This is a genomic window from Gordonia sp. LMA484, assembly GCF_058129505.1.
On record NZ_CM176700.1, the window covers coordinates 4,244,511 to 4,271,175 of the forward strand.

At 66.0% G+C, this 26,665-nt stretch carries 23 protein-coding genes; 16 read left to right on the plus strand and 7 right to left on the minus strand.

The genetic code is table 11. The annotated features are described in order from the left end of the window. Positions 1 to 40 precede the first annotated feature (40 nt). Positions 41 to 436: a cobalamin B12-binding domain-containing protein gene (locus AC4AMJ_RS18800; RefSeq protein WP_489899507.1), complete on the minus strand. Its 396-nt coding sequence runs from the start codon at positions 434 to 436 to the stop codon at positions 41 to 43. Continuing rightward, complete coding sequence (locus AC4AMJ_RS18805) at positions 436 to 2,013, minus strand: methylmalonyl-CoA mutase family protein (RefSeq protein WP_489913858.1); 1,578 nt, start codon at positions 2,011 to 2,013, stop codon at positions 436 to 438. The genes AC4AMJ_RS18800 and AC4AMJ_RS18805 overlap by 1 nt, the downstream gene beginning before the upstream one ends. A gap of 178 nt (positions 2,014 to 2,191) precedes the next feature. On the opposite strand from AC4AMJ_RS18805, the gene AC4AMJ_RS18810 reads away from it, so the two are divergent. Continuing rightward, positions 2,192 to 2,914: a metal-dependent transcriptional regulator gene (locus AC4AMJ_RS18810; RefSeq protein ID WP_489913860.1), complete on the plus strand. Its 723-nt coding sequence runs from the start codon at positions 2,192 to 2,194 to the stop codon at positions 2,912 to 2,914. Between the two features lie 36 nt (positions 2,915 to 2,950). Next, a complete protein-coding gene (locus tag AC4AMJ_RS18815; RefSeq protein ID WP_489899504.1) occupies positions 2,951 to 4,213 on the plus strand; it encodes an amidohydrolase family protein in 1,263 nt (420 codons plus the stop codon). Positions 4,214 to 4,501: 288 nt separating this feature from the next. Here the strand turns inward: AC4AMJ_RS18815 and AC4AMJ_RS18820 are convergent, their stop codons facing one another. Then, complete coding sequence (locus tag AC4AMJ_RS18820) at positions 4,502 to 5,578, minus strand: NAD(P)H-dependent amine dehydrogenase family protein (RefSeq protein ID WP_489913862.1); 1,077 nt, start codon at positions 5,576 to 5,578, stop codon at positions 4,502 to 4,504. Next, positions 5,575 to 6,240, minus strand: a complete 666-nt coding sequence (locus AC4AMJ_RS18825) for a hypothetical protein (RefSeq protein WP_489913864.1) — start codon at positions 6,238 to 6,240, stop codon at positions 5,575 to 5,577. Before AC4AMJ_RS18825 ends, AC4AMJ_RS18820 begins: the two co-directional genes overlap by 4 nt. Before the next feature lie 39 nt (positions 6,241 to 6,279). On the opposite strand from AC4AMJ_RS18825, the gene AC4AMJ_RS18830 reads away from it, so the two are divergent. Then, positions 6,280 to 7,161: a glycerophosphodiester phosphodiesterase gene (locus tag AC4AMJ_RS18830; protein ID WP_489913866.1), complete on the plus strand. Its 882-nt coding sequence runs from the start codon at positions 6,280 to 6,282 to the stop codon at positions 7,159 to 7,161. A gap of 704 nt (positions 7,162 to 7,865) precedes the next feature. Here AC4AMJ_RS18830 and AC4AMJ_RS18835 read toward each other — a convergent pair. Next, a complete protein-coding gene (locus AC4AMJ_RS18835; protein ID WP_489913868.1) occupies positions 7,866 to 8,705 on the minus strand; it encodes a phytanoyl-CoA dioxygenase family protein in 840 nt (279 codons plus the stop codon). Continuing rightward, a complete protein-coding gene (gene purL / locus AC4AMJ_RS18840) occupies positions 8,705 to 10,993 on the minus strand; it encodes a phosphoribosylformylglycinamidine synthase subunit PurL (protein WP_489913870.1) in 2,289 nt (762 codons plus the stop codon). Before purL ends, AC4AMJ_RS18835 begins: the two co-directional genes overlap by 1 nt. Positions 10,994 to 11,126: 133 nt before the next feature. Here purL and eccA point away from each other — a divergent pair, with 133 nt between their 5' ends. After that, entirely contained in the window at positions 11,127 to 12,923 is a 1,797-nt protein-coding gene (gene eccA, locus AC4AMJ_RS18845) for a type VII secretion AAA-ATPase EccA (RefSeq protein ID WP_489913872.1), read from the plus strand. Here eccA and AC4AMJ_RS18850 read toward each other — a convergent pair. Next, the gene (locus tag AC4AMJ_RS18850) at positions 12,914 to 13,546 is read right to left on the minus strand and encodes a TetR/AcrR family transcriptional regulator (RefSeq protein ID WP_489899497.1); all 633 of its coding nucleotides are present in this window, start codon (positions 13,544 to 13,546) and stop codon (positions 12,914 to 12,916) included. The genes eccA and AC4AMJ_RS18850 overlap by 10 nt on opposite strands. Positions 13,547 to 13,730: 184 nt before the next feature. Here AC4AMJ_RS18850 and AC4AMJ_RS18855 point away from each other — a divergent pair, with 184 nt between their 5' ends. The 12 genes from AC4AMJ_RS18855 to AC4AMJ_RS18910 all read left to right on the plus strand — a co-directional run bounded on the left by AC4AMJ_RS18855 (position 13,731) and on the right by AC4AMJ_RS18910 (position 26,533). Beyond that, positions 13,731 to 15,020, plus strand: a complete 1,290-nt coding sequence (locus AC4AMJ_RS18855) for a cytochrome P450 (RefSeq protein ID WP_489913874.1) — start codon at positions 13,731 to 13,733, stop codon at positions 15,018 to 15,020. Continuing rightward, positions 15,017 to 15,787 carry an SDR family NAD(P)-dependent oxidoreductase gene (locus tag AC4AMJ_RS18860; protein WP_489913876.1) on the plus strand — a complete coding sequence of 257 codons (771 nt, stop codon included), beginning with the start codon at positions 15,017 to 15,019 and terminating at the stop codon, positions 15,785 to 15,787. Before AC4AMJ_RS18855 ends, AC4AMJ_RS18860 begins: the two co-directional genes overlap by 4 nt. A gap of 531 nt (positions 15,788 to 16,318) precedes the next feature. Next, positions 16,319 to 17,116 (plus strand): MlaE family ABC transporter permease, encoded by a 798-nt coding sequence (locus tag AC4AMJ_RS18865; RefSeq protein ID WP_489899494.1) that lies wholly within the window; start codon positions 16,319 to 16,321, stop codon positions 17,114 to 17,116. Next, positions 17,116 to 17,970, plus strand: a complete 855-nt coding sequence (locus AC4AMJ_RS18870; protein WP_489913878.1) for an MlaE family ABC transporter permease — start codon at positions 17,116 to 17,118, stop codon at positions 17,968 to 17,970. The genes AC4AMJ_RS18865 and AC4AMJ_RS18870 overlap by 1 nt, the downstream gene beginning before the upstream one ends. After that, positions 17,967 to 19,322 (plus strand): MlaD family protein, encoded by a 1,356-nt coding sequence (locus AC4AMJ_RS18875; protein WP_489913880.1) that lies wholly within the window; start codon positions 17,967 to 17,969, stop codon positions 19,320 to 19,322. Before AC4AMJ_RS18870 ends, AC4AMJ_RS18875 begins: the two co-directional genes overlap by 4 nt. Next, positions 19,319 to 20,353: an MlaD family protein gene (locus AC4AMJ_RS18880; RefSeq protein WP_489913882.1), complete on the plus strand. Its 1,035-nt coding sequence runs from the start codon at positions 19,319 to 19,321 to the stop codon at positions 20,351 to 20,353. Before AC4AMJ_RS18875 ends, AC4AMJ_RS18880 begins: the two co-directional genes overlap by 4 nt. Before the next feature lie 4 nt (positions 20,354 to 20,357). Then, a complete protein-coding gene (locus AC4AMJ_RS18885; RefSeq protein WP_489899490.1) occupies positions 20,358 to 21,407 on the plus strand; it encodes an MCE family protein in 1,050 nt (349 codons plus the stop codon). Beyond that, entirely contained in the window at positions 21,404 to 22,507 is a 1,104-nt protein-coding gene (locus tag AC4AMJ_RS18890) for an MCE family protein (RefSeq protein WP_489913883.1), read from the plus strand. The genes AC4AMJ_RS18885 and AC4AMJ_RS18890 overlap by 4 nt, the downstream gene beginning before the upstream one ends. Continuing rightward, a complete protein-coding gene (locus AC4AMJ_RS18895) occupies positions 22,504 to 23,601 on the plus strand; it encodes an MlaD family protein (RefSeq protein ID WP_489913885.1) in 1,098 nt (365 codons plus the stop codon). Before AC4AMJ_RS18890 ends, AC4AMJ_RS18895 begins: the two co-directional genes overlap by 4 nt. Next, complete coding sequence (locus AC4AMJ_RS18900) at positions 23,598 to 24,899, plus strand: MlaD family protein (RefSeq protein WP_489899487.1); 1,302 nt, start codon at positions 23,598 to 23,600, stop codon at positions 24,897 to 24,899. Before AC4AMJ_RS18895 ends, AC4AMJ_RS18900 begins: the two co-directional genes overlap by 4 nt. Before the next feature lie 31 nt (positions 24,900 to 24,930). Continuing rightward, positions 24,931 to 25,722 (plus strand): Rv1363c family protein, encoded by a 792-nt coding sequence (locus AC4AMJ_RS18905; RefSeq protein ID WP_489913886.1) that lies wholly within the window; start codon positions 24,931 to 24,933, stop codon positions 25,720 to 25,722. A 514-nt stretch (positions 25,723 to 26,236) separates the two neighbouring features. Further along, positions 26,237 to 26,533, plus strand: coding sequence for a GIY-YIG nuclease family protein (locus AC4AMJ_RS18910; protein ID WP_489913888.1), 297 nt, complete (start codon positions 26,237 to 26,239; stop codon positions 26,531 to 26,533). Positions 26,534 to 26,665 lie beyond the last annotated feature (132 nt).

Sequence of the window (26,665 nt, forward strand, 5' to 3'; positions counted from 1 at the left end):
TGCCTCCCGAATTCTCCTACTCTTCACGCGGACCTCCCGCTCATGCCGATGTCGTCGTCAACGCCCGAACCCCGGTGACCAACTCTTCGAGGGGCGTTCCCGTCGGGAACACGGCCGCGGCGCCGGCCTCCAACAGTTTCTTCACGTCGGCCTGCGGGATCGTCCCTCCGACCACCACCGCGATGTCCCCGGCGTCCGCGGCCCGCAGCGCCTCGACGGTGCGGGTGGTCAACGCAACGTGGGCTCCCGAGAGGATGCTCAGTCCGACGACCGACACATCCTCGTGCAGCGCAATGGAGACGATGTCCTCGATCCGCTGCCGGATGCCGGTGTAGATGACCTCGAATCCGGCATCACGCAGGGTTCGAGCGACGATCTTCGCGCCGCGATCGTGGCCGTCGAGCCCGGGTTTGGCCACCAGGACGCGCGCGGTCATCAGAACACCACCGGCTGGGAGAACTCGCCCCACACGTCTTTGAGCGCGGTGACCATCTCCCCCACCGTGCAGTAGGCGTTGGCGCAGTCGATCAGCGAGTGCATCAGGTTGTCATCCCCTTCCGCGGCGCGCGACAGCGCCGCCAGTGTTGATGCGACCGCACTCGGATCGCGTTCGGCCTTCACCTTTGCCAGCCGCTTGAGTTGCAGCTCGCGGCCCTCGGCGTCGAGTTCGTAGGTGGAGATCTCCGGCGCCTCCTCCTGGGAGACAAAGCGGTTGACCCCGACGACCGGCCGATCACCCGATTCCACCTCCTGGTGGATCCGGTAGGCTTCGTCGGCGATCAACCCCTGCAGGTACCCGTCTTCGATGGATCGCACCATGCCACCGTGGGCTTCGAGGTCGGACATGATCTCGATGATCCGTTCCTCGGTGGCGTCGGTGAGCGCCTCGACGAAGTACGATCCGCCGAGCGGATCGGCCACCCGGGTCACGCCCGTCTCCATCGCGAGGATCTGCTGGGTACGCAGCGCGAGAGTCGCGGACTCCTCGCTCGGCAAAGCGAACGGTTCATCCCAGGCCGCGGTGAACATCGACTGCACCCCACCCAGCACCGACGCCATCGCCTCGTAGGCGACACGCACCAGATTGTTCTGCGCCTGCGGGGCATACAGCGACACACCCCCGGCGACACAACCGAACCGGAACATCGACGCCTTGTCCGCCGTCGCCCCGTAACGCTCCCGCACGATGGTGGCCCACCGGCGTCGTCCGGCGCGGTACTTCGCGATCTCCTCGAAGAAGTCGCCGTGGGTGTAGAAAAAGAACGAGATCTGCGGCGCGAACTGGTCGATGGTCATCCGGCCGCGCTCGACGACGGTGTCGCAGTATGTCACGCCGTCGGCGAGCGTGAACGCCATCTCCTGCACCGCGTTCGCACCCGCATCGCGGAAATGGGCTCCGGCCACCGAGATCGCGTTGAACCGCGGCACCTCTGCCGCACAGAACTCGATGGTGTCGGCGATCAACCGCAGCGACGGCTCCGGCGGCCAGATCCACGTGCCGCGGGAGGCGTACTCCTTGAGGATGTCGTTCTGGATGGTGCCGGTGAGCTTCTCGCGCGGGACACCCTTGCGTTCGGCCGCGGCCACGTAGAACGCCAGCAGGATCGCGGCTGTCCCGTTGATCGTGAAGCTGGTACTGATCTTGTCCAGCGGGATGCCGTCGAAGAGCACCTCGGCATCCGCCAGGGTGTCGACCGCGCACCCCACCCGACCGACCTCCTCGGACACCTCGGGGTCGTCCGAGTCATACCCGCACTGCGTGGGCAGGTCAAGGGCAACCGACAACCCGGTGCCGCCCTGGTCGAGCAGATAGCGGTACCGACGGTTCGATTCCTCGGCCGTGCCGAAACCCGAGTACTGCCGGAAGGTCCAGAGCCGGCCTCGATAGCCGGTCGGGAAGTTTCCTCGGGTGAAGGGGAACTCGCCGGGATTCGGCGGCGTGTCAGTCCGCGCGTCCGGCCCGTAGGCAACCTCCAGCGAGATGCCCGATGCGGTTTCAGTCGTGTAGTCCATCAGCGGATACGTTACTTGCGAATAATGAGAATGCCAATACCACTCGTCGCAAACTGGCAGGCAGATATGCCAGCCGCTGTCGCCCGCGCCTTCGTGACCTGCGCCAATCCGTCAGGGCCGTAGGCGAAGACGCGAGAATTGCATTCTCTCAATTCGAGATCGGTGTTACGCTGGTCACGTGAGCGTCGAAACCTCAGCCTTACCGGCACCGCAGACCACGATCCTTGCCGAGCTGTCGACGGCGTCGTGCGAGTACCTGAAGGCCATCTGGAGCGCAGGCGAATGGTCCGCCGACAAGGTCACCACATCATCGATCGCCGAGCAGCTGCACGTCGCGCCTTCCACGGTGTCGACGGCACTGCGTCGGCTCGACGATCGCGGCCTGGTGCTCCATCAGCGGTACGGCTCGGTGCAGCTGACCGCACTCGGTGGCCGCGCCGCTCTGGAGATCATCCGACGACAACGCCTGATGGAGACGTTCCTCGTCCGCGAACTGGACTACGGATGGCATGAAGTGCATGACGACGCGGTCGCGCTCGCCTACGCCGCGTCCGACCGCGCGATCGATCACATCGACGAACGTCTCGGACACCCGACCCGTGACCCGCACGGCGATCCGATCCCCCGCGCGGACGGGAGCCTGCCGCCCACCGCGATGACACTGCTGGCGACCTGTGCTGCCGGCGACCGCGGTGTGATCGCCCGGATCGACGACTCCGACCCCGCGATGCTCGAGTACTTCGATCAGGTCGATCTCACTCTCGACCAGGTGGTCACCGTAGGAGTGACTCGTCCGTTCGCGGGAACCATGTCGGTGACGACCCGCGACGGAGGAACCGACATCGTGCTCGGCGATGTGGCCGCACGATCGATCTGGATCACGCACTGCGAGCGTCCATGACCGGTGCAAGCCGATAGTCCAGCGAAGGAGATGAAGATGAATGTTGATGACCTGGTGCTGATCAGCATCGACGACCATGTCGTGGAGCCCCCGGACATGTTCCTGCGCCATGTGCCCGAGAAGTATCGTGACGAGGCGCCGGTCGTCGTGACCGACGACAAGGGCGTGGACCAGTGGATCTACATGGGCAAGCAGGCAGGCGTCAGCGGGCTGAACGCCGTCGTGTCCTGGCCCGCCGAGGAATGGGGTCGGGACCCTGCGGGATTCGCCGAGATGCGGCCGGGTGTCTACAACGTCCATGAGCGCGTTCGGGACATGAGCCGCAACGGGATCTGGGCCTCGATGTGCTTCCCCACCTTCGCCGGTTTCTCCGCCCGTCATCTCAATCAGCATCAGAGCGACGTCACCCTGGTGATGGTGTCGGCATACAACGACTGGCACATCGACGAATGGGCCGGCGCCTACCCGGATCGCTTCATTCCCCTCGCGCTGCTGCCGACATGGAATGTCGAGGCGATGTGCAAGGAGATCCGACGGGTCGCCGCCAAGGGCTGCCGCGCGGTGACCATGCCCGAACTCCCGCACCTGGAGGGTCTGCCGAGCTATCACGACATGGACTACTGGGGTCCGGTCTTCGAGACCCTGTCCGAGACAGGGCTGGTGATGTGCCTACACATCGGTACCGGCTTCGGAGCGCTCCAGCTGGCCAAGGATTCGACGATCGACAGCCTGATGGTGCTGGCGTCGCAGATCTCTGCGCTCGCCGCCCAGGATCTACTCTGGGGCCCGGCGATGCGCACCTATCCCGACCTCAAGTTCGCCTTCTCCGAGGGCGGGATCGGCTGGATACCTTTCTATCTCGACCGCAGCGACCGGCATTACACGAACCAGAAGTGGCTTCGCCGCGATTTCGGCGACAAGCTGCCCAGCGAGGTCTTCCGCGACCACTCGCTGGCCTGCTATGTCACCGACAAGACGTCGCTGCTGCTCCGCCACGAGATCGGCATCGACAACATCGCCTGGGAGTGCGACTATCCGCACTCGGACTGCTTCTGGCCCGATGCGCCGGAACAAATGCTGCGCGAACTACAGGCAGCCGGAGCCGACGACTCCGACATCAATCAGATTTCGTGGGAGAATTCGGCGCGCTTCTTCAACTGGAATCCGTTGGACAAGCACACCCGCGATGAGATCAAGGTGGGTGCGCTGCGGCGCTCGGCAACCGACGTCGACGTATCGATCCGCTCGCGCGAGGAGTGGAAGCGTCGCTACGCCGAGAAGCACATGGCGAAGGCTTAGGGGCTCAACGGGTCTCGATTCGTCACTCGCTGCCGCTCGCGACTACTCGACCAGCGGAAGGGCCACTCGCCCCACCCGCTGGTTGAGTAGCGACGAGCAAGCCTGCGAGCACGCCGCCCCCACCCGCTGGTTGAGTAGCGACGAGCGAGCTTGCGAGCACGCCGCCCCCACCCGCTGGTTGAGTAGCGACGAGCGAGCTTGCGAGCACGCCGCCCCCACCCGCTGGTTGAGTAGCGACGAGCAAGCTTGCGAGCACGCCGCGTATCGAAACCCCCGTGGGCTCCGAATTCACCCCGCCACCAACCCCCGACCGCTCACCGGCGGCAGGTCGAGCGCGGTCACCAGCCCGGGTTTCGCGTCTACCACGGCGGCAACGGAATTGACCAGTCGCATGGCGGTCACGATCATGCCCGAGACGTTGTGGTCGCCGTTCTCGCCGTGGTGGGAGAACTCCACCGTCATCTGCGGTTCGCCGGAGACGATGATGCGATAGCACCCGTCACCGTCGGCGGGCTTCGGCCAGTCCGGGCATTGGTCGGGATGGGTGCGCGTGTAGTGCTCGACCACCACCCGGTCGACGCCGTTGACCTGACCGACGACCTCGAAATGCAGTGCGGCCATGGTGCCCTCGGCGATGTCCACGGAGACCGTCGGGTAGTCGCGGTCGGCCGCGACACGGTCGAACCGTTCCACCAACGGCTCGTCGAGGGTCAACCCGAGACCGGCGGCGAGCTGCCGGACCACGCTGCCCCACCCCATCGAGAGCACGCCCGGGTACAGCAGCATCGGGGTCTCATCCATCGACTGACCGAAGCCGAAGATGGTCTTCATGACCACCGGCTGATAGTAGGTCGAGTAGTCGGCGATCTCCAGGCAGCGAAGCTCGTCGATGCGCTGCGAGAGACTCGTCATCGACAGCGGCAGGACGTCATTGGCGAACCCGGGATCGATGCCGTTGACATGCAGACTCGCGTTCCCGGTCTCCCCGGCCGCTGCGATGCGATCGAGCAGATCGTCGTTGAGAATGCCGTGCGGGAACTGCAGCAGGACCGGACCGCTCGAGACCACGTTGATCCCCGCTTCGACGAACGAGATGAGGTCGTCGATCGCCTCGAAGATCCGGTCGTCGGTCATTGCCGTGTGCACGATGCAGTCGGGTTTCAGCGCGATGAGCGCGTCCCTGTCGTTGGTGGCGATCACGCCGAGTTCACGATCCAGTCCGGCCAGCTCTCCGGCATCCTTGCCGACCTTCGCCGGGTCGGACACCCACACTCCCACCAGTTCCAGGTCCGGCCGGGCGTCGATCCCGGCGATGGCATGGCGTCCCACAGTTCCGGTCGACCACTCGACCACTCGAAGAGTCATGCACCCAAACTAGAACATGTTCCACTTTCCTGGGCATTGTTCGGCGAACTCGACGCCGCGGCCCGATTCCGCCAGAACAAGCCGGTGATGGTGGCCACGGTCGCCGCCATGCCCACACCGGCGACCGCGAACGCCGATGCCAACACCGCGCCCGGGGTGCTCTCGTCGATGAACGGCCCCGGCAGGAAGGTGAACATCAGCCCGACCGACCACGCGACGAGGTTCACCGGAATCCACAGCGCGGCCCGATCCACTCGGCCGCGCAGGACCAGATACTGCGCGGTCGGAATGCTCAACAGGAGTACAAGTCCGCCTATGGTCATCCCGAGCCAGGTGAGCGGGTTGTGCAGGTCGACGTCGATCCCGGCATCCATCAGCGTGGAGGGCAACATCCCCAGCGACCACGCGACCGCCGCGGCGGCTGCCGTGGCGACCGCCCATCGCCGTACCGGCACCGCCATCGCGGTGCCGTGCAACGCCTCCGCCTGGCCGAGCCCGAGCAGCGCGCCCTCCCCGGCACCGAACAGTGCAACCATCATCCACGCCGACCACGCTCCGAGCCCGAGCACGGTAGTGATCGCGAGCCCGAGAACAGGGATGAGGAATCCCAGCGATTCGGCCCCGGTGACCATGCCGATCCAGCGGCCCAGCGAGAAGCGCATGTCATCCTCCGTTCATCGCAGCGGCGTAAGGTCGCGTTCGTGCACCGGCCGGATGACCCGACGCCCATTTCCACGATCGCACCGGTGGCCGTGCGGCACGAGGGTCACAAGACCCTGTTGAAATGGCACAGAGCCCGTCGCCGCGCCGACGACACCCCGTTCACGGCAACCCGGATCGTCGAGGGCATGCAGGCGGGGGCCAGTGTGGAGATCGACCTGGTGATCCATGCCGGCCAGGGATTCGCGGTACTGCACGACCGCGACGTCGGGCATGCGACGACCGGCACCGGACAGGTATCCGATCTCGCGGCCGACGAACTGCGCCGCCTGACCCTGCGTGCACCGGATGGAAGGCCCACACGCGAGCCGGTGCTACTGCTCGACGATCTCGCCACTCTTCTCGGCACTACCGGGGCGCATCCGGAAGCCATGCTGCAGTTGGATTTCAAAGAAGACGCCACAACGCTGAATTCGACCGCCGTCGAAGCGTTCATCAAGGCCGTGACACCGTTCGCACCGCACGCGATACTGTCCTGCGGCGATGCCGAGGCCGTCCGCATCCTGACAGATCCCGTGCCTCACATCCGCATCGGATACGACCCCTGCCATCACGGCGCCGTACGGCGGGTCCTGTGGTCCCGGGACTTCGACGGGTTCGTCGAGCGGGCGGTCGCGGCGTCTCCCCACGCCGAGATGGTCTACCTCGAGCAGCGCCTGATCCTCGAGGCCGACCGGCTGGGTCACGACGTCGTCGGCGCCTTCCACCGTGCCGGCCGGACGGTCGATGCCTATACGGTCAGTCGGATCGACACGACATCGCTGCGAAACGTCCGCCGTCTGCTCGAGCTTCGCGTCGACCAGATCACCACCGACGACCCCGAAGCCCTGGCCGCCGTGCTCGGCGACCCCCATCCCGACTGAGGGCCCGGGAAAGGGACACCTTCGGGGCCTGCCGCAACGTGCGCTGCCCCTTCCGCTGGTCGAGTAGCCCGCGAGGAACGAGCGAGCGTATCGAGACCCCGCACGCCACACCAGGTCTCGATACGGCGCCTCACCCAGCAGGGGCGGCTCGGCGACCCCCATCCGGCTGAGAACCCGGGAAGGGGACACCTTCGGGGCCTGCCGCAACTTGCGCTGCCCCTTCCGCTGGTCGAGTAGCCTGCGAGGAACGAGCGAGCGTATCGAGACCCCGCACACCACACCAGGTCTCGATACGGTGCCTCGCCCAGCAGGGGCGGCTCGGCGACCCCCATCCGGCTGAGAACCCGGGAAGGGGACACCTTCGGGGCCTGCCGCAACTTGCGCTGCCCCTTCCGCTGGTCGAGTAGCCCGCGAGGAACGAGCGAGCGTATCGAGACCCCGCACACCACACCAGGTCTCGATACGGTGCCTCGCCCAGGGGCTCGGCGCCTACTCGACCAGCGGAGGCGACGCGGCGCCCACTCGACCAGCGGAGGCGACGCGGCGCCCACTCGACCAGCGGAGGCGGCTCAGCGCCCACTCGACCAGCGGAGGCGGCTCAGCGCCCACTCGACCAGCAGGAGGCGGCTCAGCGCCCACTCGACCAGCAGGAGGCGGCTCGGCGCCCACTCGATCAACAGGGGGACATTGCCGGAATCACTCAGCTACCGGGCGGCGTTCTTGATGAACTCCTCTACGCCCGCAGCAGGTTTGGTGCCACCGAAGTAGCCACCGCGGACATGACGGCGGCGCGCGTCGTCGTCGGTGGCACGCGCGGCCGAATGCCAGAGATAGGCGTCGTGCAGCAAGATGTCACCGCGCTCGGCGTAGATCGCGACCTCCCCGGGGATCTTGTCGAATCGCAGCGGCATGTCGAACGGGGGTTGCCGATCGGTCCGGCCCCCGACGGGCCGCGCGGTCTGGGGCACCTCGACGCCGTTGACGTTGCGATACGGCGCCGGCGTCGCCCAGAGATGCGATCCGGGCACCACACGCAGGAACCCGTTGGCCGGGCTCGTCTCGTCGACGTGGATCGTGAAGGCCGTGGACGGCCACACATCGAGACTCGGGCCCGCCTGCCAGTCGGAATGCCAACCGATGCGCGTGTAGCCGGACTCCGAGCCCGGACGCGCGTCCTGATAGACGACCCCGAACTGCTCATGTTCCCGCAGCCACGCCGAGTCGCCGAGTAGACGTGTCATCACCGCGGTCAGGGCCGGGTGCGTCACCGCACGCCGCACGGCGGACGCGATCTCGCTGACATACTCGACGTAGTTCGCGAAGACCGAGGCCTTGTCCTCGTCGTCGAGGAACACCGTCGAGCCGTATCGTGGCTCGAGCTCGCCGGCGACGATCGCGAGTTGCGCTGCCGTGCACTCGTGTTCGATCGCACCGACATCGGGCTCGGTCAGTACGCCCCGCAGCGTCGCATACCCGTGCATGTCGTAGAACCACACGAGCTCGTCGAGCTGATCGGGCCCGAAGACCCCCGGCTCACCGACCATCAGCTGAACAGCTTCGGCAGCGTTCCCTCGTGGGTCTCACGCAGTTCGTCGAGCGTGATCTCGAACTGATCCTGCACCGACACCGAGTCGCTGCCCTGGTCGACGACGCCGATCCGCGTCCACGGCATCCCGCGGGCATCGAGCATCGCCGAGAAACGCGATTCCTCGGTCCGCGGAACCGCGACGACGGCGCGCCCGGAGGATTCCGAGAACAGCCACACGAACGGATCGGCGTTTTCCGGAAGCAGGATGCGGCACCCGGTCTCACCGGCCAGTGCGGACTCGACGACGGCCTGGAACAGCCCGCCCTCGGAGAGGTCGTGGGCGGCCGACACCAGCCCGTCGCGTGACGCGGCCACCATGATGTCGGCAAGCAGCCGTTCGCGCTCGAGGTCGACCTGCGGCGGCACACCACCGAGGTGATCGTGGCTGACCTGGGCCCAGATGGAACCATCGAACTCGTCGCGGGTCTCGCCGAGCAGGATCAGCGTCTCCCCGGGCTCGGTACCGAATCCGGTCGGAACGCGTCGATGCACGTCGTCGATCACGCCCAGTACACCCACGACCGGCGTCGGCAGGATCGCCGTGGACCCGGTCTGGTTGTAGAAGCTCACATTGCCGCCGGTGACCGGGATGCCGAGCTGCGCGCAGCCGTCGGCGAGCCCGCGGACCGCCTGCTGGAACTGCCACATGACGGCGGCATCCTCCGGCGATCCGAAATTGAGGCAGTTGGTGACCGCCTTGGGCGCCGCACCCGACACGGCGACGTTGCGGTATGCCTCGGCCAGCGCCAGCTGCGCGCCGCGGTACGGGTCGAGGAACGTGTAACGGCCCGACGCGTCGGTGGCCAGGGCGATCCCCCGGCCCGACGCCTCATCGATGCGGACCATGCCGGAGTCGGCGGCCTCGGCCAACACGGTGTTGCCACGCACGTAGCGGTCGTACTGCTCGGTGATGAACTTGCGGCTGCACAGTGCCGGCGACGCCAGCATCTGCAGCGCGGTGTCCCGCAGCTTCTCGGGGGTGTCCGGCCGCTGCAGCGGCGCGGTGGTCGACTCGGTCACGCCATCCTGCCAGTCCGGCCGTGCGACCGGCCGCTGATAGACGGGACCCTCGAGCGCCACGGTCCGTGGCGGGACATCGACGACGGTCTCGTCGTGCCAGGTGATGACCAGACGGTCACCGTCGGTGACCTCACCGATCACCGTGGCCAGCACATCCCACTTCTTGCAGACGGCGAGGAACGCCTCGACGTTCTCCGGGGTGACCACCGCGCACATCCGTTCCTGCGACTCACTGGAGAGCACCTCGGCCGGGGTCATGCCCTCCGCGCGCATCGGCACCTTCTCCAGGTCGATGTGCATGCCGCCATCGCCCGCAGCGGCGAGCTCGGATGTCGCGCACGACAGCCCCGCACCGCCGAGATCCTGGATGCCGACGACCAGTCCGGCGTGGTAGAGCTCCAGGCAGCACTCGATGAGCACCTTCTCGGTGAACGGGTCGCCGACCTGAACGCTGGGCAGTTTCTTGCGGGAGGGCCCTGATTGTTCGCCGTCGTCATCGAAGGTCTCCGACGCCAGCACCGACACTCCGCCGATACCGTCGAGCCCGGTGCGGGCACCGAACAGGATGATCTTGTTGCCCGCACCCGAGGCAAACGCCAGATGCAGGTCCTCAGTACGCAACACACCCGCACACAGCGCGTTGACCAGGGGATTTCCCGCGTAGCTGGCGTCGAAAACCGTCTCACCGCCGACGTTGGGCAGGCCGAGCGAGTTGCCGTACCCGCCCACGCCGCGCACCACGCCGTCGACAACACGTCGGGTGTCCGGGGCATCGGCCGGGCCGAACCGCAGCTGGTCCATCACCGCGATCGGCCGGGCTCCCATGGCCATGATGTCGCGGACGATGCCGCCGACACCGGTCGCCGCACCCTGGTAGGGCTCGACGTAGCTGGGGTGATTGTGCGACTCGACCTTGAACGTCACCGCCCACCCATCGCCGATGTCGACCACGCCGGCGTTCTCGCCGATCCCGGCGAGCATGCTCGACCGCATCTCGTCGGTGGTCGTCTCACCGAAATAGCGCAGGTGCACCTTCGACGACTTGTAGCTGCAGTGCTCGGACCACATCACCGAGTACATCGCGAGCTCCGCGTCGGTGGGTCGACGGCCGAGGATCTCGCGGATCCGGGCGTATTCGTCGTCCTTGAGTCCCAGTTCCCGGAAAGGTTGGGGTTGCTCGGGGCTGCCGGCTGCGGCTGAAACGGTATCCACCTGCGCACTCACGCTGTCGAGTGTAGGTGAGGGGCCCGCGCGCCCGCGTGTCGGCGTGACCCACGGCAACGCTAGGCTGAGCACCTGACACGGACAGGTCGGCGATCACGGGGTGACCTGCACGAGGAAGTGGTTGGGGGACCCGATGGCTGACGTCCGCAAGGCCAGGCAGTTGTTCGAGCTCGGCGTGTTGTCGCTGGGTATCGCCGTCGAGGGTCAGGAGCCCGTCAACAACCCCCAGCAGGCCGCCAAGGCGTTCACGCGGGCCAGCGAGTGGGACCCGACGATGGCCGACGCCTGGCTGGGCCGACTTGCCTGCGGCGAGGACACCGACGAGGTGCTCCTCGCGCTTTACCGCACCCGGTCCACCATCGGTCATGAACAGCGCCGACTCGGCCTCCCGCAGCGCACGCTGGTCGGTCGCTGGGATGCCGGCTTCATCACGTACCCGCTCTCCGACGTCACGGAGGCCACCGCCGCGTACGCGGCGTCGCTGATGCGCGGCGAGGACTTCGCGGGTGCGCAGGAGGTCCTCGACGGGGTCCCGGCCGCACATCGTGTGCCGATCGTCGAATACGTCCAGGCGAGTCTGTTCATGTCAGCACAGCGATGGCCCGATCTGCTGACCGCGCTGCGCCGCTCCGAGAAGTGGGGCGACACCTTCTTGCAGGCTGCCGCCGACTTCCTCGCCGGCAGTGCGTGCGTCCAGATGGGCATGTTCGGTGAGGGCATCCGACGACTCCAGAACGCCATCGACGGCCCGATCCCGACGTTGGCCACCCAGGCGATGTTCGTGCACGGCATGGCACTGCGCGAGCAAGGGCACGAAGAGAAGGCACAGGCCCTTTTCGAGCAGGCCTACGCCCGGGACCCGGGGTCCCCGGCCGGTCAGGCACTCAAGTCGACGGGCTTCCGGCTCGTGCTGACCTCCCCGGAGCAGATCGCAGAGCGTCGCGACCCGTGGGACCCGACGTCGGCGGTGGCACCGGTCGAGACCCTCGTCGCCGACACCACCGATCAGCCCGAGATGACCGAGATGGTCACCGAGGCCCAGCGTGAGCTCGCCGATCAGATCGGCCTGGAGTCGGTGAAAGAACAGGTCGCCAAACTGCAGTCGGCGGCGACCCTGGCCAAGATTCGTGCCGACCGCGGCCTGAACACGGCATCGCGCAGCCTGCATCTTGCGTTCACCGGTCCGCCGGGAACCGGCAAGACGACCGTCGCACGCATCGTCGCCAAGATCTACTGCGGACTCGGATTCATCAAGACCGACAAGGTGATCGAGGCGACCCGCCGCGACCTGGTCGGCGAGCATCTGGGTTCGACCGCGCCGAAGACGTCGGCGGTCATCGACTCCGCGATGGACGGCGTGCTGTTCATCGACGAGGCGTACACGCTGATCCAACAGGGCCTGTCCGGTGGCGATGCCTTCGGCAAGGAGGCGGTGGACACACTGCTGGCCCGGATGGAGGACGACCGCGACCGGCTCGTGGTGATCATCGCCGGCTACGACGCCGAGATCGATCGTTTCCTCGCCTCCAACGACGGTCTCTCCTCCAGGTTCGCCCGTCGCGTCCGCTTCGAGTCCTATACCCCGCACGAGCTCGCACAAATCGGGGATTTCATCGCACGCAAGCGGGATTCGCTGCTGACCCCCGCATCGGTCGCCGAACTCGAACAGGCATGCACGCCGCTCTACCACGACGTGCAGGTCGGCGATTCGGGTATACGGCGAGCGAGCGACGTGGCGGGCAACGGTCGCTTCATCCGCAACATCATCGAGGCAGCGGAGGAGGAACGCGAGTACCGGCTCAGTACCTCCGGCGACCTCGACTCCCTGTCGCAGGATGATCTGATGCGGATCGAGGTCGCCGATGTGCGAACCGCGCTGGCGAGCGTGTTGTCGGGGCTACGGCTGCGGCACAACCGTTCTCAGGCGTAACCGATCGACGCGGTGACATGGTGCGGGCGGGGGTCACCTTCCAATTTGTGAATGAAGCGCTCGATGTACTCGAACGTCTCGCGGTGTCCGGTGTCGAAGCCGAGTTGTTTCTCCATCATGACCATTCGGGACACACTGGTGATCATCACGATCACGACGTCGGCCGAAGGATCCCACGGTTTGACGTCGTAGGTGGGCAAGATCTTCTCGATCGCCTCCCGCGCCTGCACCCGCAGCTGATCCGAGTACCGTGCGATCTCCGCGCGTAGCGCAGGTCGATGACTCGCGAGTGCGACGAGTTCGGTCGCGAACTGGGCGACCGATGGATCGATACTGAACTGCCAGAGCGCCCAGAGCGGCTGCGGCGACTCCAGCAGGGCGCGCTGATGCTCGAGCCCCTGTTCGGCTCTCCGCCGGAACATCTCCAGGAAAAGCTCGTCCATCGTGCGGAAGTAGTAATGGACCAGCTGCGGCTTCAACCCCGCCGCCTGGGCGACCTTCCGTGAAGTGACTGCGGCGTAGCCGCTTTCGAGCATCAGAATCTCGGCTGCATCCAACAGGATCGAACGATTCTTCGCCTCCGTCGATCCGAATCTCCGCTCGGCCACCATGTCACCTCTCATCGACTCGACATTTCACCCTAAACCGGCACAATCACCCTTTCTCGGCGACTGTGATCTTGACCTCATCTGTGGCGCGTGGTAACAAGTATTACACGCCGCTGAGCACTCGCTCAGCATTGCCGACCATTTTCTTCAGCCAGCAGAACTTTGCATCTGACGACCGTTGCCCCACAGGAGGTTTCCGGTGAGCGATCTGACTTCTCTGAATTTCTTCACCGATCAGAGCCTGGTCCCCGACCCCAATCCGTACTTCGACGAGATGCGGAGCAAGTGTCCAGTGGCCAAAGAGCCGCACTTCGGTGTCCTCGCGATCACCGGCCATGCCGAGGCGGTGACCGTCCTCAAGGACCCCGCAACCTTCTCGTCGTGCGTCTCCCCCACCGGCCCCTTCCCGGGCCTCCCGTTCGAGGTGACCGGTGACGACATCAGCGACCTGATCGACGCGCACCGCGACGAGCTCCCCCTGCACGAGCACATGGTCACCATGGACCCTCCCGATCACACGCGCGCTCGCGGTCTGCTCAGCCGCCTCCTGACGCCCCGCCGCATCAAGGAGAACGAGGAGTTCATGCGTCGGCTCGTCGACGAGTTCATCGACGAGTTCATCGCCCGTGGCGAGTGCGAGCTGATGGAGGAGTTCGCAAAGCCGTTCTCCTTGCTCGTGATAGCCGATCTGCTCGGGGTGCCCGAAGAGGATCATGAGGAGTTCCGGACCGCGCTCGGGGTGCCACGCAAAGGCAGCCGGCCCGGCGCTCTGGACTCGGAGATCATGGCGGACAACCCGCTGCAGTGGCTCGACGACAAGTTCACCGCCTACATCGAGGAACGGCGCGCCGAGCCGCGAGGGGACGTTCTCACCTCGTTGGCCGAATCCAAGTACAAGGACGGCAGCACCCCGGAGGTCTTCGAGGTCGTCCGCACCGCGACCTTCCTCTTCGCCGCAGGCCAGGAGACCACCACGAAGCTGATCAGCGCGGCGCTGCGGTTCATCGGCGAGCAGCCCGACCTGCAGCAGCGACTGCGCGACGATCCGGGGATCATCCCGACGTTCATCGAGGAGACCCTGCGGATGGAGAGCCCGGTCAAGAGCGGTTTCCGGGTGGCCCGCAAGACCACCACCGTCGGTGACACCGAGGTGCCCGCCGGCACCATCCTGATGTTCTGCCCGGGGGCGGCCAATCGTGACCCCGACCATTTCCCGGACCCGAACACCTTCGATCTCGACCGGACCAATGTTCGCGAGCACCTGACGTTCGGCAAGGGAATCCATTCATGTCCCGGTGGTCCGCTCGCCCGGATCGAGGGTCTGGTCTCGGTCGAACGATTCCTCGAGCGAATGGACGACATCCGGGTCTCCGAGGAGCACCACGGTGTCGATGGCGATCGACGGTACAACTTCGAGCCGACCTATATCCTCCGCGGGCTCACCGAGTTGCATCTCGAGTTCACCCCGAAGGCCGGTGAGTCGAAATGACCAGTACCACAACGGTCACGACCTCCGTCCGCACTTCTGTCGTCACCGGCGGCGGATCGGGAATCGGCCGGTCGATCGCCGAGCATCTCGCCGACGCCGGGCATCGGGTCGGTGTCCTCGATCAGAACGGCGATGCCGCCGAAGATGTCGCCGCCGAATTACGTGCCCGCGGCGCGGAAGCCATCGCATTCGCGGTCGACGTCTCGGATCGGACCGCGGTCGACAAGGCGATGGGCATGATCCGCGAGAGGTTCGGACCGGTGGAGATCCTCGTCACCAGCGCCGGCGTCGAATCCCAGATGCCGTATCCGGATATCGCACAGGATGAATGGGACCGGATCATCTCGGTCAACCTGACCGGAACCTTCAACTGCACCCAGGCCGTCATCGGGGACATGCAGGCCGGGCAGTGGGGACGCATCGTCACGATCTCGTCGTCGAGTGCCCAGTCGGGGGCGCCCGAACGGGCCCACTATGTCGCGTCCAAAGGTGGTGTCATCGGGCTGACGAAGGCGCTCGCCTTCGAATATGCACCGCACGGGATCACCGTGAACACCATTCCGCCCTCGATCATCTCCACGCCGATGGCCGACAAGGCGGTCGAGGAGGGATTGCTGCCCGCGCTCGACGACCTCGCCGCCTTGACACCGGTGCGCCGCGCCGGTCTGCCCGGCGACGTCGCTGCGGCAGCCGCATTCCTGTGCTCGGAACAGGCCGGGTTCATCACCGGTCAGGCCATCGGCGTCAACGGCGGCTGGTACATCTGACGACCACCGCTCTCCGGTGTCGTGCCCGCGGCCCGGGGTGCGCGCCGCGGCCCCGGCGTCCCGCGATCGGACGTGGGATGCCGAGGAATCCACCGGGCCAGAGAGGGGGAACCGATGCCCGCCGTCAACAGTGGCATCTGGACCCGCACAGCACGACAAGACCAACTGTCTCCCGAGAGCGGGCGCGACCATCCCCCGACACTTGCGGGACGGCGCGAGCACTCCCCGGGCCCTGCAGAACAAGGCGACCACCCCGCGAGCCGAGCCGAGCATTCCCTGACATCTGAGGAGCGAGCCGAGCACCCCCCGGTCCCCGCGAACCGAGCCGAGCACCCGGTCCTTGAGGAGCGAGCCGAGCACCCCCCGGTCCCTGAGGAGCGAGCCGAGCACCCCCCGGTCCCTGAGGAGCGAGCCGAGCACCCCCCGGTCCCTGAGGAGCGAGCCGAGCACCCCCCGGTCCCTGAGGAGCGAGCTTGCGAGCGTCACGAAGGGCCACCCCCACCACAGGCGACCGACGAGATCGCCGCCTGGATGGGCGGATACGTTCACCGGCATCCCCGAGCATCACTGGAAACCGTTGGTGGACAGTGCGTTCTAGGCGCTCGGGCCATGCAGTACCTGATCGTCGACCTGCTGAGACTTCGGTTCCCGGTCAAAGAGTTCATCCGCCAGTCCACGTTCATGGCGTCGGCGTCGGCGCTTCCCACGATCTTCGTGGCCATCCCCATCGGCATGACCTTGTCCATCCAGTTCGCACTGCTGGCGGGCCAGGTCGGGGCGAACTCACTCGCCGGAGCGGCCAGCGGTCTCGCGGTGATCCGCCAGGGCGCACCAATGGTCTCCGCCCTCCTGATGGCCTCGGCCGCCGGTTCCGCAGTGTGTGCGGACCTCGGTTCCCGCAAGATCCGGGACGAGATCGATGCGATGGAGGTCATGGGCCTCTCGGTGATCCAACGACTCGTCGTGCCCCGACTCGCCGCAGCCGTGCTGGTCAGCGTCGCCCTCACCGGCGTCGTCTGCTTTGTCGGCTTCCTGTCCGGGTATCTCTTCAACACCTTCGTCCAGAACGGCACACCGGGAACCTTCGTGACGACATTCGCCTCGTTCGCGACGATGTCGGACTTCTATCTGACGATGGTGAAATCGGTTGTGTTCGGGGGAATCGTGGCGATCGTCGCATGCCAGAAAGGACTCACCACCCGGGGTGGTCCGGCCGGCGTGGCCAACTCGGTCAACGCCACCGTCGTGGCGTCCATCATCCTGCTGATGCTCGTCAACGTCGGCTTCACCCAGATGTACGTGATGCTGTTCCCCCGGACGGGGTTCTGATGGCCTCCACCTACTACCCCAGCGGACTGCGCCCGCTGGTCCGCACCACCGACGCGGTCCTCGACGTCATCTTGCGCATCGGCCACCTCGCCGCATTCGCTGTGCGAGCGCTCGTCTCGATCCCGACCGCCGTTCGGCACTATCGCAAAGAGTGCCTGCGCATCCTGTCCGACGTCACGTGGGGCAATGGTTCGATCGTGGTCGGCGGTGGAACCGCCGGGGTGATCATCGTGCTCGGTGGCGCCGCAGGCGCCATCGTGGGGATCGAGGGATACAACGCCCTGCATCTGCTCGGTATGGAACCCGCCACCGGCATGGTCGCCTCCACCGCGACCACGCGCGAGCTCGCGCCGATCATGGCCTCTCTCGCCTTCGCCGCCCAGGCGGGCTGCCGCTTCACCGCACAACTCGGCGCGATGCGTATCTCCGAGGAGATCGACGCCCTGGAAGCACTCGCGATCCGACCGATCCCCTACCTGGTCTCGACCCGCCTGTTGGCGTCGATCGCTGCCGTCATACCGCTCTACCTCGTCTGTCTGGCCGTCAACTACATCTCGGTACAGTTGGTCGTCGGCTTGGCCGGCGGACTGTCGGGCGGCACCTACCAGCATTACTTCGCACTCGTACTCAATCCGACCGACATCGTCTATTCACTGACCAAAGCGGTGATCTTCGTGATCATCACGAGCTCCATCCAGTGCTACTACGGCTTCTACGCCAGCGGGGGGCCACAGGGCGTGGGCACCGCATCCGGGCGGGCGATGCGCGCCAGCATCTCGGTGATGATCGTCGCCAATCTTCTTCTCACCGTGGCATTCTGGGGTGTCGGGAGCGGCGCCAGGTTGAGCGGATGAAATCCCCGAGCATCCATGACGCCGGACCGCACGGGTTGTCGAACAAGCGACTCCTCGTCACCGGCATCATCGCCATCCTGCTGATCACCGTCGTACTGGCGGTGATCGGGCTCAAAGCCGGTGGGACATTCACGCCCGCCGTCGGTGTCACCGCCGAACTCGCCGACGTCGGCGACGGCCTGCCGGTGAACTCCGATGTGAAGTTCCGCGGCATCATCGTCGGCACGGTCACCGGAGTGAAGCCGGCAACGGGTGGCGCCGACAACACCGTCGACATCGCCATCACACCCGAGCGGGCCGCCGGCATCCCACGCACGGTGACCGCGCGCGTGGTGCCCAGCAACGTCTTCGCCGTTTCGTCGGTCCAGCTGATCGACAACGGGGCCGCCCCGGCGATCACAAGCGGCGATGTCATCGTGCAGGATGCCCACGCCTCGACCGTGCAGTTCCAGACCGCCCTGACCAAGCTGCGTGACATCGTTGCCGCATCCGCACGGGCCGGCAGCGACCGAACCGTCGGCATGCTCGCCGCCGTTGCCGCGGCCACCGATCGGCGCGGCCCCGAGATCGCCGAGGCGGGCTCTCAGCTCGATCGCATCGTCGGCGAACTCGACGGGGCACTGGAGCCAGACGGAGGCCCCTCCACTCTGAGCTCGTTGAGCACCGCGGTCACGGGCCTACGGAAGTCGGCACCCGACCTCCTCGACGCCCTGCACAGTTCGGTGGCACCGATGCAGACCCTCGCGCGCGAGTCCGCTGCTCTCTCAGATCTTCTCGGAGCGGGGATCTCGACGACCGCGCGGGTCAACACGGCCCTGCGACGCAATACCGACCAGATCATCAAGATCACCACCCAGGCAGCACCGGTCCTCTCCGTGGTGGCCGCGGGCAGCTCGTCCTTCACCTCGATCGTCACCAACCTGCGAGTCATCTCCGACAAGTGGTTCACCGAATTCTGGCCGGTCGGTCAACAGAACGCCACCGGAAAGTTCCTGTTCCAATTCACCCCGCACAAGCTGTACACGCGAGCCGACTGCCCCCGGTACGGGAAGCTGGAAGGACCCAGCTGCACAACCGCTCCCAGCAGCGTGTCGCCGCCGGTGCTCAAGAGCGACGTGCGCAAGGGACTCACCCCTGGATACCAGACCACGAGCATGGGCGGCAACGTCGGCTCAGTCGGCAGCCAACAAGAACAATCGGCGCTCGGCGGACTCGTCGGGGGTGGTCCGAACAGCGCGAACACCATCCTGCTCGGTCCCCTCGCGCGCGGTGCCACCATCAACGTCTCTCCCGCGTCCGCGGCCGCGCCGACGAATGAGCACGCATCGGAACTCGAACCGGGGGGATCATGAGCATCCGCAGACCACTCATCGGGCTGATCCTGTTCCTCCTCGTCGCCTTGGCGCTCACCTCAACAGTGGTGGTCACCCTCCAGCGTGACGTGTCACAGGACACCGCGAAGTACAGTGCGATCTTCACCGATGTCACCGGCCTGAAGACCGGGGACGACGTCCGGATGGCCGGAGTCCGCGTCGGGCGGGTGGACTCCGTCGCCCTCGACGGCACCAACGCGCGCGTGCAGTTCGAGGTCGACACCGATCAGGTCGTCGACGGCGGGACGAAGGCGTCCATCATCTATCAGAACATCGTCGGCCAACGGTATCTCGGACTGTCACGGACCGACTTCACCGACAAGGCCCCCTTGCACGACGGCCAGATACCCCTCGGACATACCGAGTCGTCCTTCGACATCTCCGCTCTCCTCAACGGCTTCGAACCGCTCTTCAGCGTGCTCGATCCACAACAGGTCGACAACCTCACCGAGGCACTGATCAAAGGCCTGCAGGGTGATTCGAGTTCGATCGCGACCCTCGTCGCCCAGACATCGACACTCGCGGAATCCATCGCCGGCCCCGACCAGGTGCTCGGCGAGGTCATCGACAACCTCTCCCGCGTCATCGGCGCCATGGCAGCGCAGCGAGGCAACATCGACACCGTCCTGGTCAGCGCCCGCACGATCTTCGAAAAGATCACCGCGCAACGTGATTCGTTCATCCATTCGCTGGACACGACGGCCCAGGTGGCCGACCGGGCATCGGCGCTGGCACAGGCCGCCCTGCCCGAGGCACAGCAGATGCTCTCCCGCCAACCGGGATTCCTCGGACACTTCCTCGCCAACAAGGACGAGTTCGGCTATCTCGGTTTCAATCTGCCACCCCTGCTGAAAGGATTGGCCCGAGCAACCCAATCGGGCGCCTACATCGACACCTATCTGTGCAACTTCAACGCGACGTTGATACCGGCGCTGAGCACCGTGATTCCGTCGATCGTCAAATACGCGACCCCCTCCGGCCAAATCACGCAATCCCCGATCTGCAGGTGACACCATGAGAAATGTCGTCGCCCGTCTGCGTCACTCGATGTCCCGACCGATCGAGAGCTGGAACAAGGTCATCATCGGCAGCGTCGCACTGATTTCCATCGTGGTCATCGCGCTCGGACTGATCCAACTGAGCGCGTCCGGGATCGGGAAGCAGGAGGTGCACGCGCAGTTCGCTCAGGCCGCCGGTGTGACCTCCGGCGATTCGGTGAGCGTTGCCGGCGTTCCGGTGGGATCGGTCACCGGTACCAGCCTGGACGGCACCTTCGTCACGGTGACCATGGAAGTCAACGACGATGTGGCGCTCGGCTCCGAGACGGAGGCGTCCATCAAGCTGACCACCCTGCTCGGTTCCCGATACATCCAAATCTCCCCCGCGGGTTCCGGATCGCTACCAGACGGTCTCATCACGCTCTCGCACACCACGGTCCCCTATGACCTGCAGCAGGTACTGCAGAACGCGACGACCACCTTCGAACAGGTGGACGCCGAACAGATCGGCCGGTCGATGACCACGCTGTCACAACAACTCGACGGCACACCGCAGTTGATCCCGCAGGTGTTGACCAACGTCCAGAACCTGTCGAACATCCTCGCCGATCGGCGCGGACAAATCGGGTCGCTGCTGACCAGCACGCAAAAACTCACCGAGGTGATCCGGCGGCAGCAAGACGGTCTCGGTCAGCTCATCACGCAAGGCCGAGAATTGCTGCGCGCATTGCTGACCCGCCAGGTGATGATCAATCGGCTACTCGACGCCACAACGGTACTGGCCGACCAGCTCCGACAGGTCGTGGTGGCCGACCGCACCGGCCTCGACAAGCTGATCACCAATCTCGACGGTCTGCTCGACAGCCTTCGCCGCAACGACACGCTGCTGCGCAACACCATGGAGATCCTGCCCGTCCCGGTCCGCAATTTCGCGAACGCCACGGGGACCGGCAATGAAACCGACTTCTCCGCACCCGCCGGACCCTTGATCGACTCCTGGATGTGCGCCATCTCCAAACAGGCCGACCTCGTAAACCTACCGCCCTACTTCAAGGACTGCCGATGATCCGCGGCCGAATAGTCAAGGTGGCGTTGCTCATCGTTGCCGCGCTGTTGGTCTTCGGCGTCGTCCGCGCCTGCACCGACAGTTCGCACACGATCACCGTAGACGCGCAGTTCGACAACGGCGCCGGACTGTACGCGGGTAACGCGGTCGCCGTCCTCGGCATGCCGGTCGGGAAGGTCACCAAGGTCACCCCCCACGCAGGGTTTGTCGAAGTCGAGTTGCAGATCGACTCGGACACGCCGATACCGGCCGGTGTCACCGCGGTGACCGTCTCCACCTCGGTGCTGACCGATCGGCATGTGGAACTGACCCCGCCGTATCAGGGCGGCCCCCGGATGTATGACCACGCTCACCTGGACCTGACCCGCACCCGCACGCCCGTCGAGGTGGATCGGATGCTTGCCATGGCCGACAAGATGTCCGTGCAACTCCGGGGCGACAATCGCGGCAGCGGTCCGGTCGCCGACCTCCTCGATACGGGGGCAGCGATGACCGCGGGCAACGGCGCCGACATCCGGTCCGCGCTCGGGTCACTCTCTCGGGCCATCGCCCTCGGACCCGACGACGGGAAACAGACCCGCGACGCCATCACCGGCGTCGTCGACGACATGTCCGTCCTTTCGGAAACGGCAGCCCGAAACGACAAGGCCATTCGCGCGTTCGGGTCGTCAGTTGAGCAGATGTCGGACCTGCTGGCCGACCAGAACATCGGATGGGGCACGACCGGCGCCAAGATCAACGCCATACTCGGTGAAGCGACCGATCTGATGCAGCAGCGTCGCAAGGATGTCGCGGACACCGTCTCCGGCGCGACCACGGTCACCCGCGCGCTCGCCGACTACCAGCGCCAGCTGTCGGAGTTCGTCGACGTCGCGCCACTCGTGATGGACAACGCCTACAACACGATCGACCAACGTGCCGGCATCGCGCGAGTTCACGCACAACTCGAGAAGGTTTTCTTCGATGGCCAGCTGGTCAAGGAGGTCTGCAACGTCCTGGGTATGCGCCAACTCGGCTGTGCCACCGGCACCCTACGCGACTTCGGGCCCGACTTCGGGATGACCGGGATGCTCGAGGCGATGGCGGGAGCCCCACGATGAAGGCCGCACTCCGGCTGGTCGCACTGGCGGCTTGCGCCGTCATGCTGGCCGGTTGTGGGGTCGGTCTCGCCGATCTTCCTCTGCCCACCAAGGGGGGCGAGTCCGCCGAGACCTTCACCCTACGCGCCGAGTTCGCCAACGCCCTGAACCTGCCAGAGGACGCCAAGGTCAAACTCAACGGCGCCGACGTCGGGTCCGTCGAGGCCATGTCAGTGCACGACTACGTCGCCGTGGTCACCATGAAGGTCCGCGACGACGTCACACTCCCGGTCGGCACGCGCGCCGAGTTGCGCTCGGCCACCCCGCTCGGCGACGTCTTCGTCGCGCTGGAACCGCCCCGTCAGACCACCACCGGAACAACAGATCTCGGCGACGGCGACACCATCGCTCTGGCGGACACCGGAGCGGCCACGAGCGTCGAGGAGATCCTGTCCACATCAGCCCTCTTGGTCAACGGCGGCGTCCTGCGCGATCTCACCACCATCGTGAACGGCCTGGGCCACACCGTCGGCGACCACGGTGACCAACTCGCCGACATGATCGCCCGCTCGACCCGCCTCATCTCGTCGTTGTCCGCGCGGGCCGACGACATCCGCAACGCGTTGCGCCAGACCGACGCCCTCGTCTCGACGATGTCCGCGCAACAGAACACCATCAACGACTCGATCGCCGCGGCCGGACCCGCGCTGGCCGTGATCGCCGACAACTCGGCACAGATCATGAGCCTCGTCGATCAGGTGGGTCGGCTCAGTACACAGCTGTCGCGGTATCCATCGATCGCCACCGGCAAGACGCAGAATCTGGTCGCCAACCTGAACTTGTTGTCGAAAGACCTCAACGACGCTGCTACCGCGCCCGGCGCCGACCTCACCAAGATGAACGCACTGATTGCTCCGGTCATCAAGGTCACCAATTCCACCGCAGCCCACGTCAATGCAGACCTCCAGGACCTTTCCATCGGTGCCCTGGCCGATCCCCGACACCGCGCCGATCCGGGCGCCCGATTGCCCGACGTCAGCGACGTCGGGAACTTCGTCGGAACCATCACCTACACCTTGGAAAAGCTGCGCAAGAAGTTGGAACCACCGCGATGACCTCGACAACCCGCACGGGCCCCGCCGACCCGTCCTCGTTCCTGACCGGCTTCGTGGAATTGCCCGCCCGCGGTATCGTGTCGGCGACCCGGACCGGTCGGCGACATCGACTGGGGCTGTCCGCACTCGGGCTGGCCGGTGTCCTGATCCTCGGTCTCGGCTACCTCACGTTCGGGGTCTTCCACAGTTCACCCGCGAGTTCCCCCATGGTGGTCCGAGTGCAGCTCAAGGAATCCGGCGGTCTGCTGGCCGGACAGAACGTCACCCTGCGCGGTGTCCCGGTGGGCCGTGTGCAGAGGGTCGACCTCAGCGCTGACGGTGTCGTCGCCGTGGCCGACATCGACCCGGATGTGCAGATTCCGGTGCGCGGCGAGGTCAGGGTCGCGGGCCTGTCCCTGGCCGGCGAACAGTACCTGGATTTCCGGCCGTCGACGTCAACGGGGCCCTACCTCACCGACGGTGCGTTGATCTCGGCTGACCAGACGTCGACTCCGGTCCCGCTCGCCAACGTGCTCGACGACGCCAGCGGAATGCTCGATCAGATCGACCCGGACAAGCTGCGGACCATCACCCACGAACTCGGTGTCTCCCCGCAAGGTTCACAGCGTCTGGCCGACATCATCGACGGCGGAACCTTTCTCATCTCGACGCTCGACTCGGTCCTCCCACAGACGGTGAGTTTGCTCAAGACCAGTCGCACGGTGCTGACCACTTTCGGCCAGGGCGCGCCGGCACTGACCGCGACCTCCCAGGACCTCAAACACCTGATGGCCGGTGCGGCACGCAAACAGAACGGGTATCGCACGCTGCTGAATCGGACACCCGCGGCGCTGCGTGCCACCGACGCCATCATCGCCGACAACGCGCCCACGATGGTGCAGCTACTGGGAAACCTCGCGACCGTCACCCAGATGGCGTACCTGCGTGTGCCGGCCCTTCAGGAGTTCTTCTTCCCCGTCGACCGCGACGGTTCCACTCTCGGTGCGCTGGCAACCACGATGCGCGACGGTGGGATCTGGGCAGCCGTGAACATCTATCCACGCAACGCCTGTGACTACGGGTTGCCTCGACTGCCACCCACGCAGCCGGACTTCCCGGAGCCGTACCTGTACACCTACTGCAACAACGACGACCCGACGGTGCTGATCCGAGGAGCACGCAACGCGCCGCGTCCGCCCGGCGACGACACCGCAGGACCACCACCCGATGCGGCCCCTGATGCACGGTCGAGTCCGTCGCCGACCGGTCCACAGTCGATTCCACTCCCCTTCGCCGGACCCGCGCTGCCGTCGAAATGACCTGACCGCACCAACGATCGAAAGGACCATCGTGAACACCACCACGACACCGGCACCGCACAAGTCGTCCTCGGTACGCCCACCGTCGGCACGCTCCACCGCCAAGCGGATCGCCGGGGCCAAGCCCAGTTCGCGCCGCGGCACCGCCGCCGATACCGAGACCACGTCCACGCCTACGGAGGTCGCCGAGGCCGATGAGTTCGTCGCCGAGCCCACCGCGACCCCCACTGTCGACGACAGCGCAGATGCGCCTACCGACACAGCGACTGACGACGCCACCCCCGAAGTCGTGACCTCTGCCGTACCGACGCGGCGCGCCCGGATGCGGTCGGCGCTGACCGGTCGCCGCACCGGCCGGGTCCTCGCCGCCGCTGTCACGCTCGTTGCCATCGCAGGCGTCGGCCTCGCGACTTGGTTCGGCTGGGAGTGGAAGCAGGACCGCGACATTCACAACGCAGCCGTTGCCGCGCAGTCGGCGGCCGAGCAGTACGCGGTGTCTCTGACCAGCGTCAGCGCCGACAGCGTGGACAAGGACTTCGCAACCGTACTCGGTGGTGCCACAGGAGAATTCAAGGACATGTACGCCAAGTCGAGTGCGCAGCTTCGTCAGCTGCTGGTCGACAACAAGGCGGACGCGCAGGGCAAGGTCATCGAGTCGGGCATCCAGTCCGCGGCCAAGGACAAGGTGGTGGTCCTGCTGTTCATCGACCAGAACGTGAAGAACGCGTCCACCCCCGAACCCCGGATCGACCGCAGCAGAGTGGTGATGACCATGGACCTGATCGACGGCCGCTGGCTGGCCTCCAAGGTCGACCTCCCCTGACCGGGATGCGCCACGCACCCGATCACAGGGACGCCTGCGAGGAAGCGGGCCCACCCGCTCCCTGAGGAGCCTCCGAGCTTGCGAGGATGCATCACCACCCGGTCCCTGAGGAGCCTCCGAGCTTGCGAGGATGCATCACCACCCGGTCCCTGAGGAGCCTCCGAGCTTGCGAGGATGCGTCACGAAGGGCCCCTTCGTGACGGCCCTACGCTAGCGCTCCGAACCTCCTCAGGGATCGAAGTCGGGGCACCACCGTCCCGAGGAATGGGTGACCCCACCCCGGTCCCTGAGGAGCGAGCTTGCGAGCGACCCACCCCGGTCCCTGAGGAGCGAGCTTGCGAGCGACCCACCCCGGTCCCTGAGGAGCGAGCTTGCGAGCGTCCCACCCCGGTCCCTGAGGAGCGAGCTTGCGAGCGTCACGAAGGGCAATCCACATCGCACCAAACAGCTCGCGGTTATCCACAGTTGACCAGCGTCTCGTTTCTCGCCGCCCGATCACACCCAGAATGGCTGCATGCCTTGGGTATATCTCCTCGAGTGCGCCGACAAGAAGTATTACGTCGGCAGCACACGCGATCTCGAACGTCGGATGGACGAACACCACACCGCGCAGATCGGATTCACCTCCACTCGCAGGCCGCTAAAGCTCGTCTGGTACGCCGAGCTGGACACCGTAGCCGACGCGTACGCCATCGAGCGCCGTATTCACGGCTGGTCGCGTCGCAAGAAGGAGGCGCTGATCGAGGGTGACATCGACTTGATTCGGTCCCTGTCGAGTCGGAGCCGTCGCAAGTCCCCACCCGATTCCTGAGGAGACCCGAAGCGCTGGCGAAGGGTCGCACGCGTTGGGTCGGCCCTTCGTGACGCTCGCAAGCTCGCTCCTCAGGGACCGATAGGCGACGCATCCTCGCAAGCTCGCTCCTCAGGGACCGAGGTTGCTCGC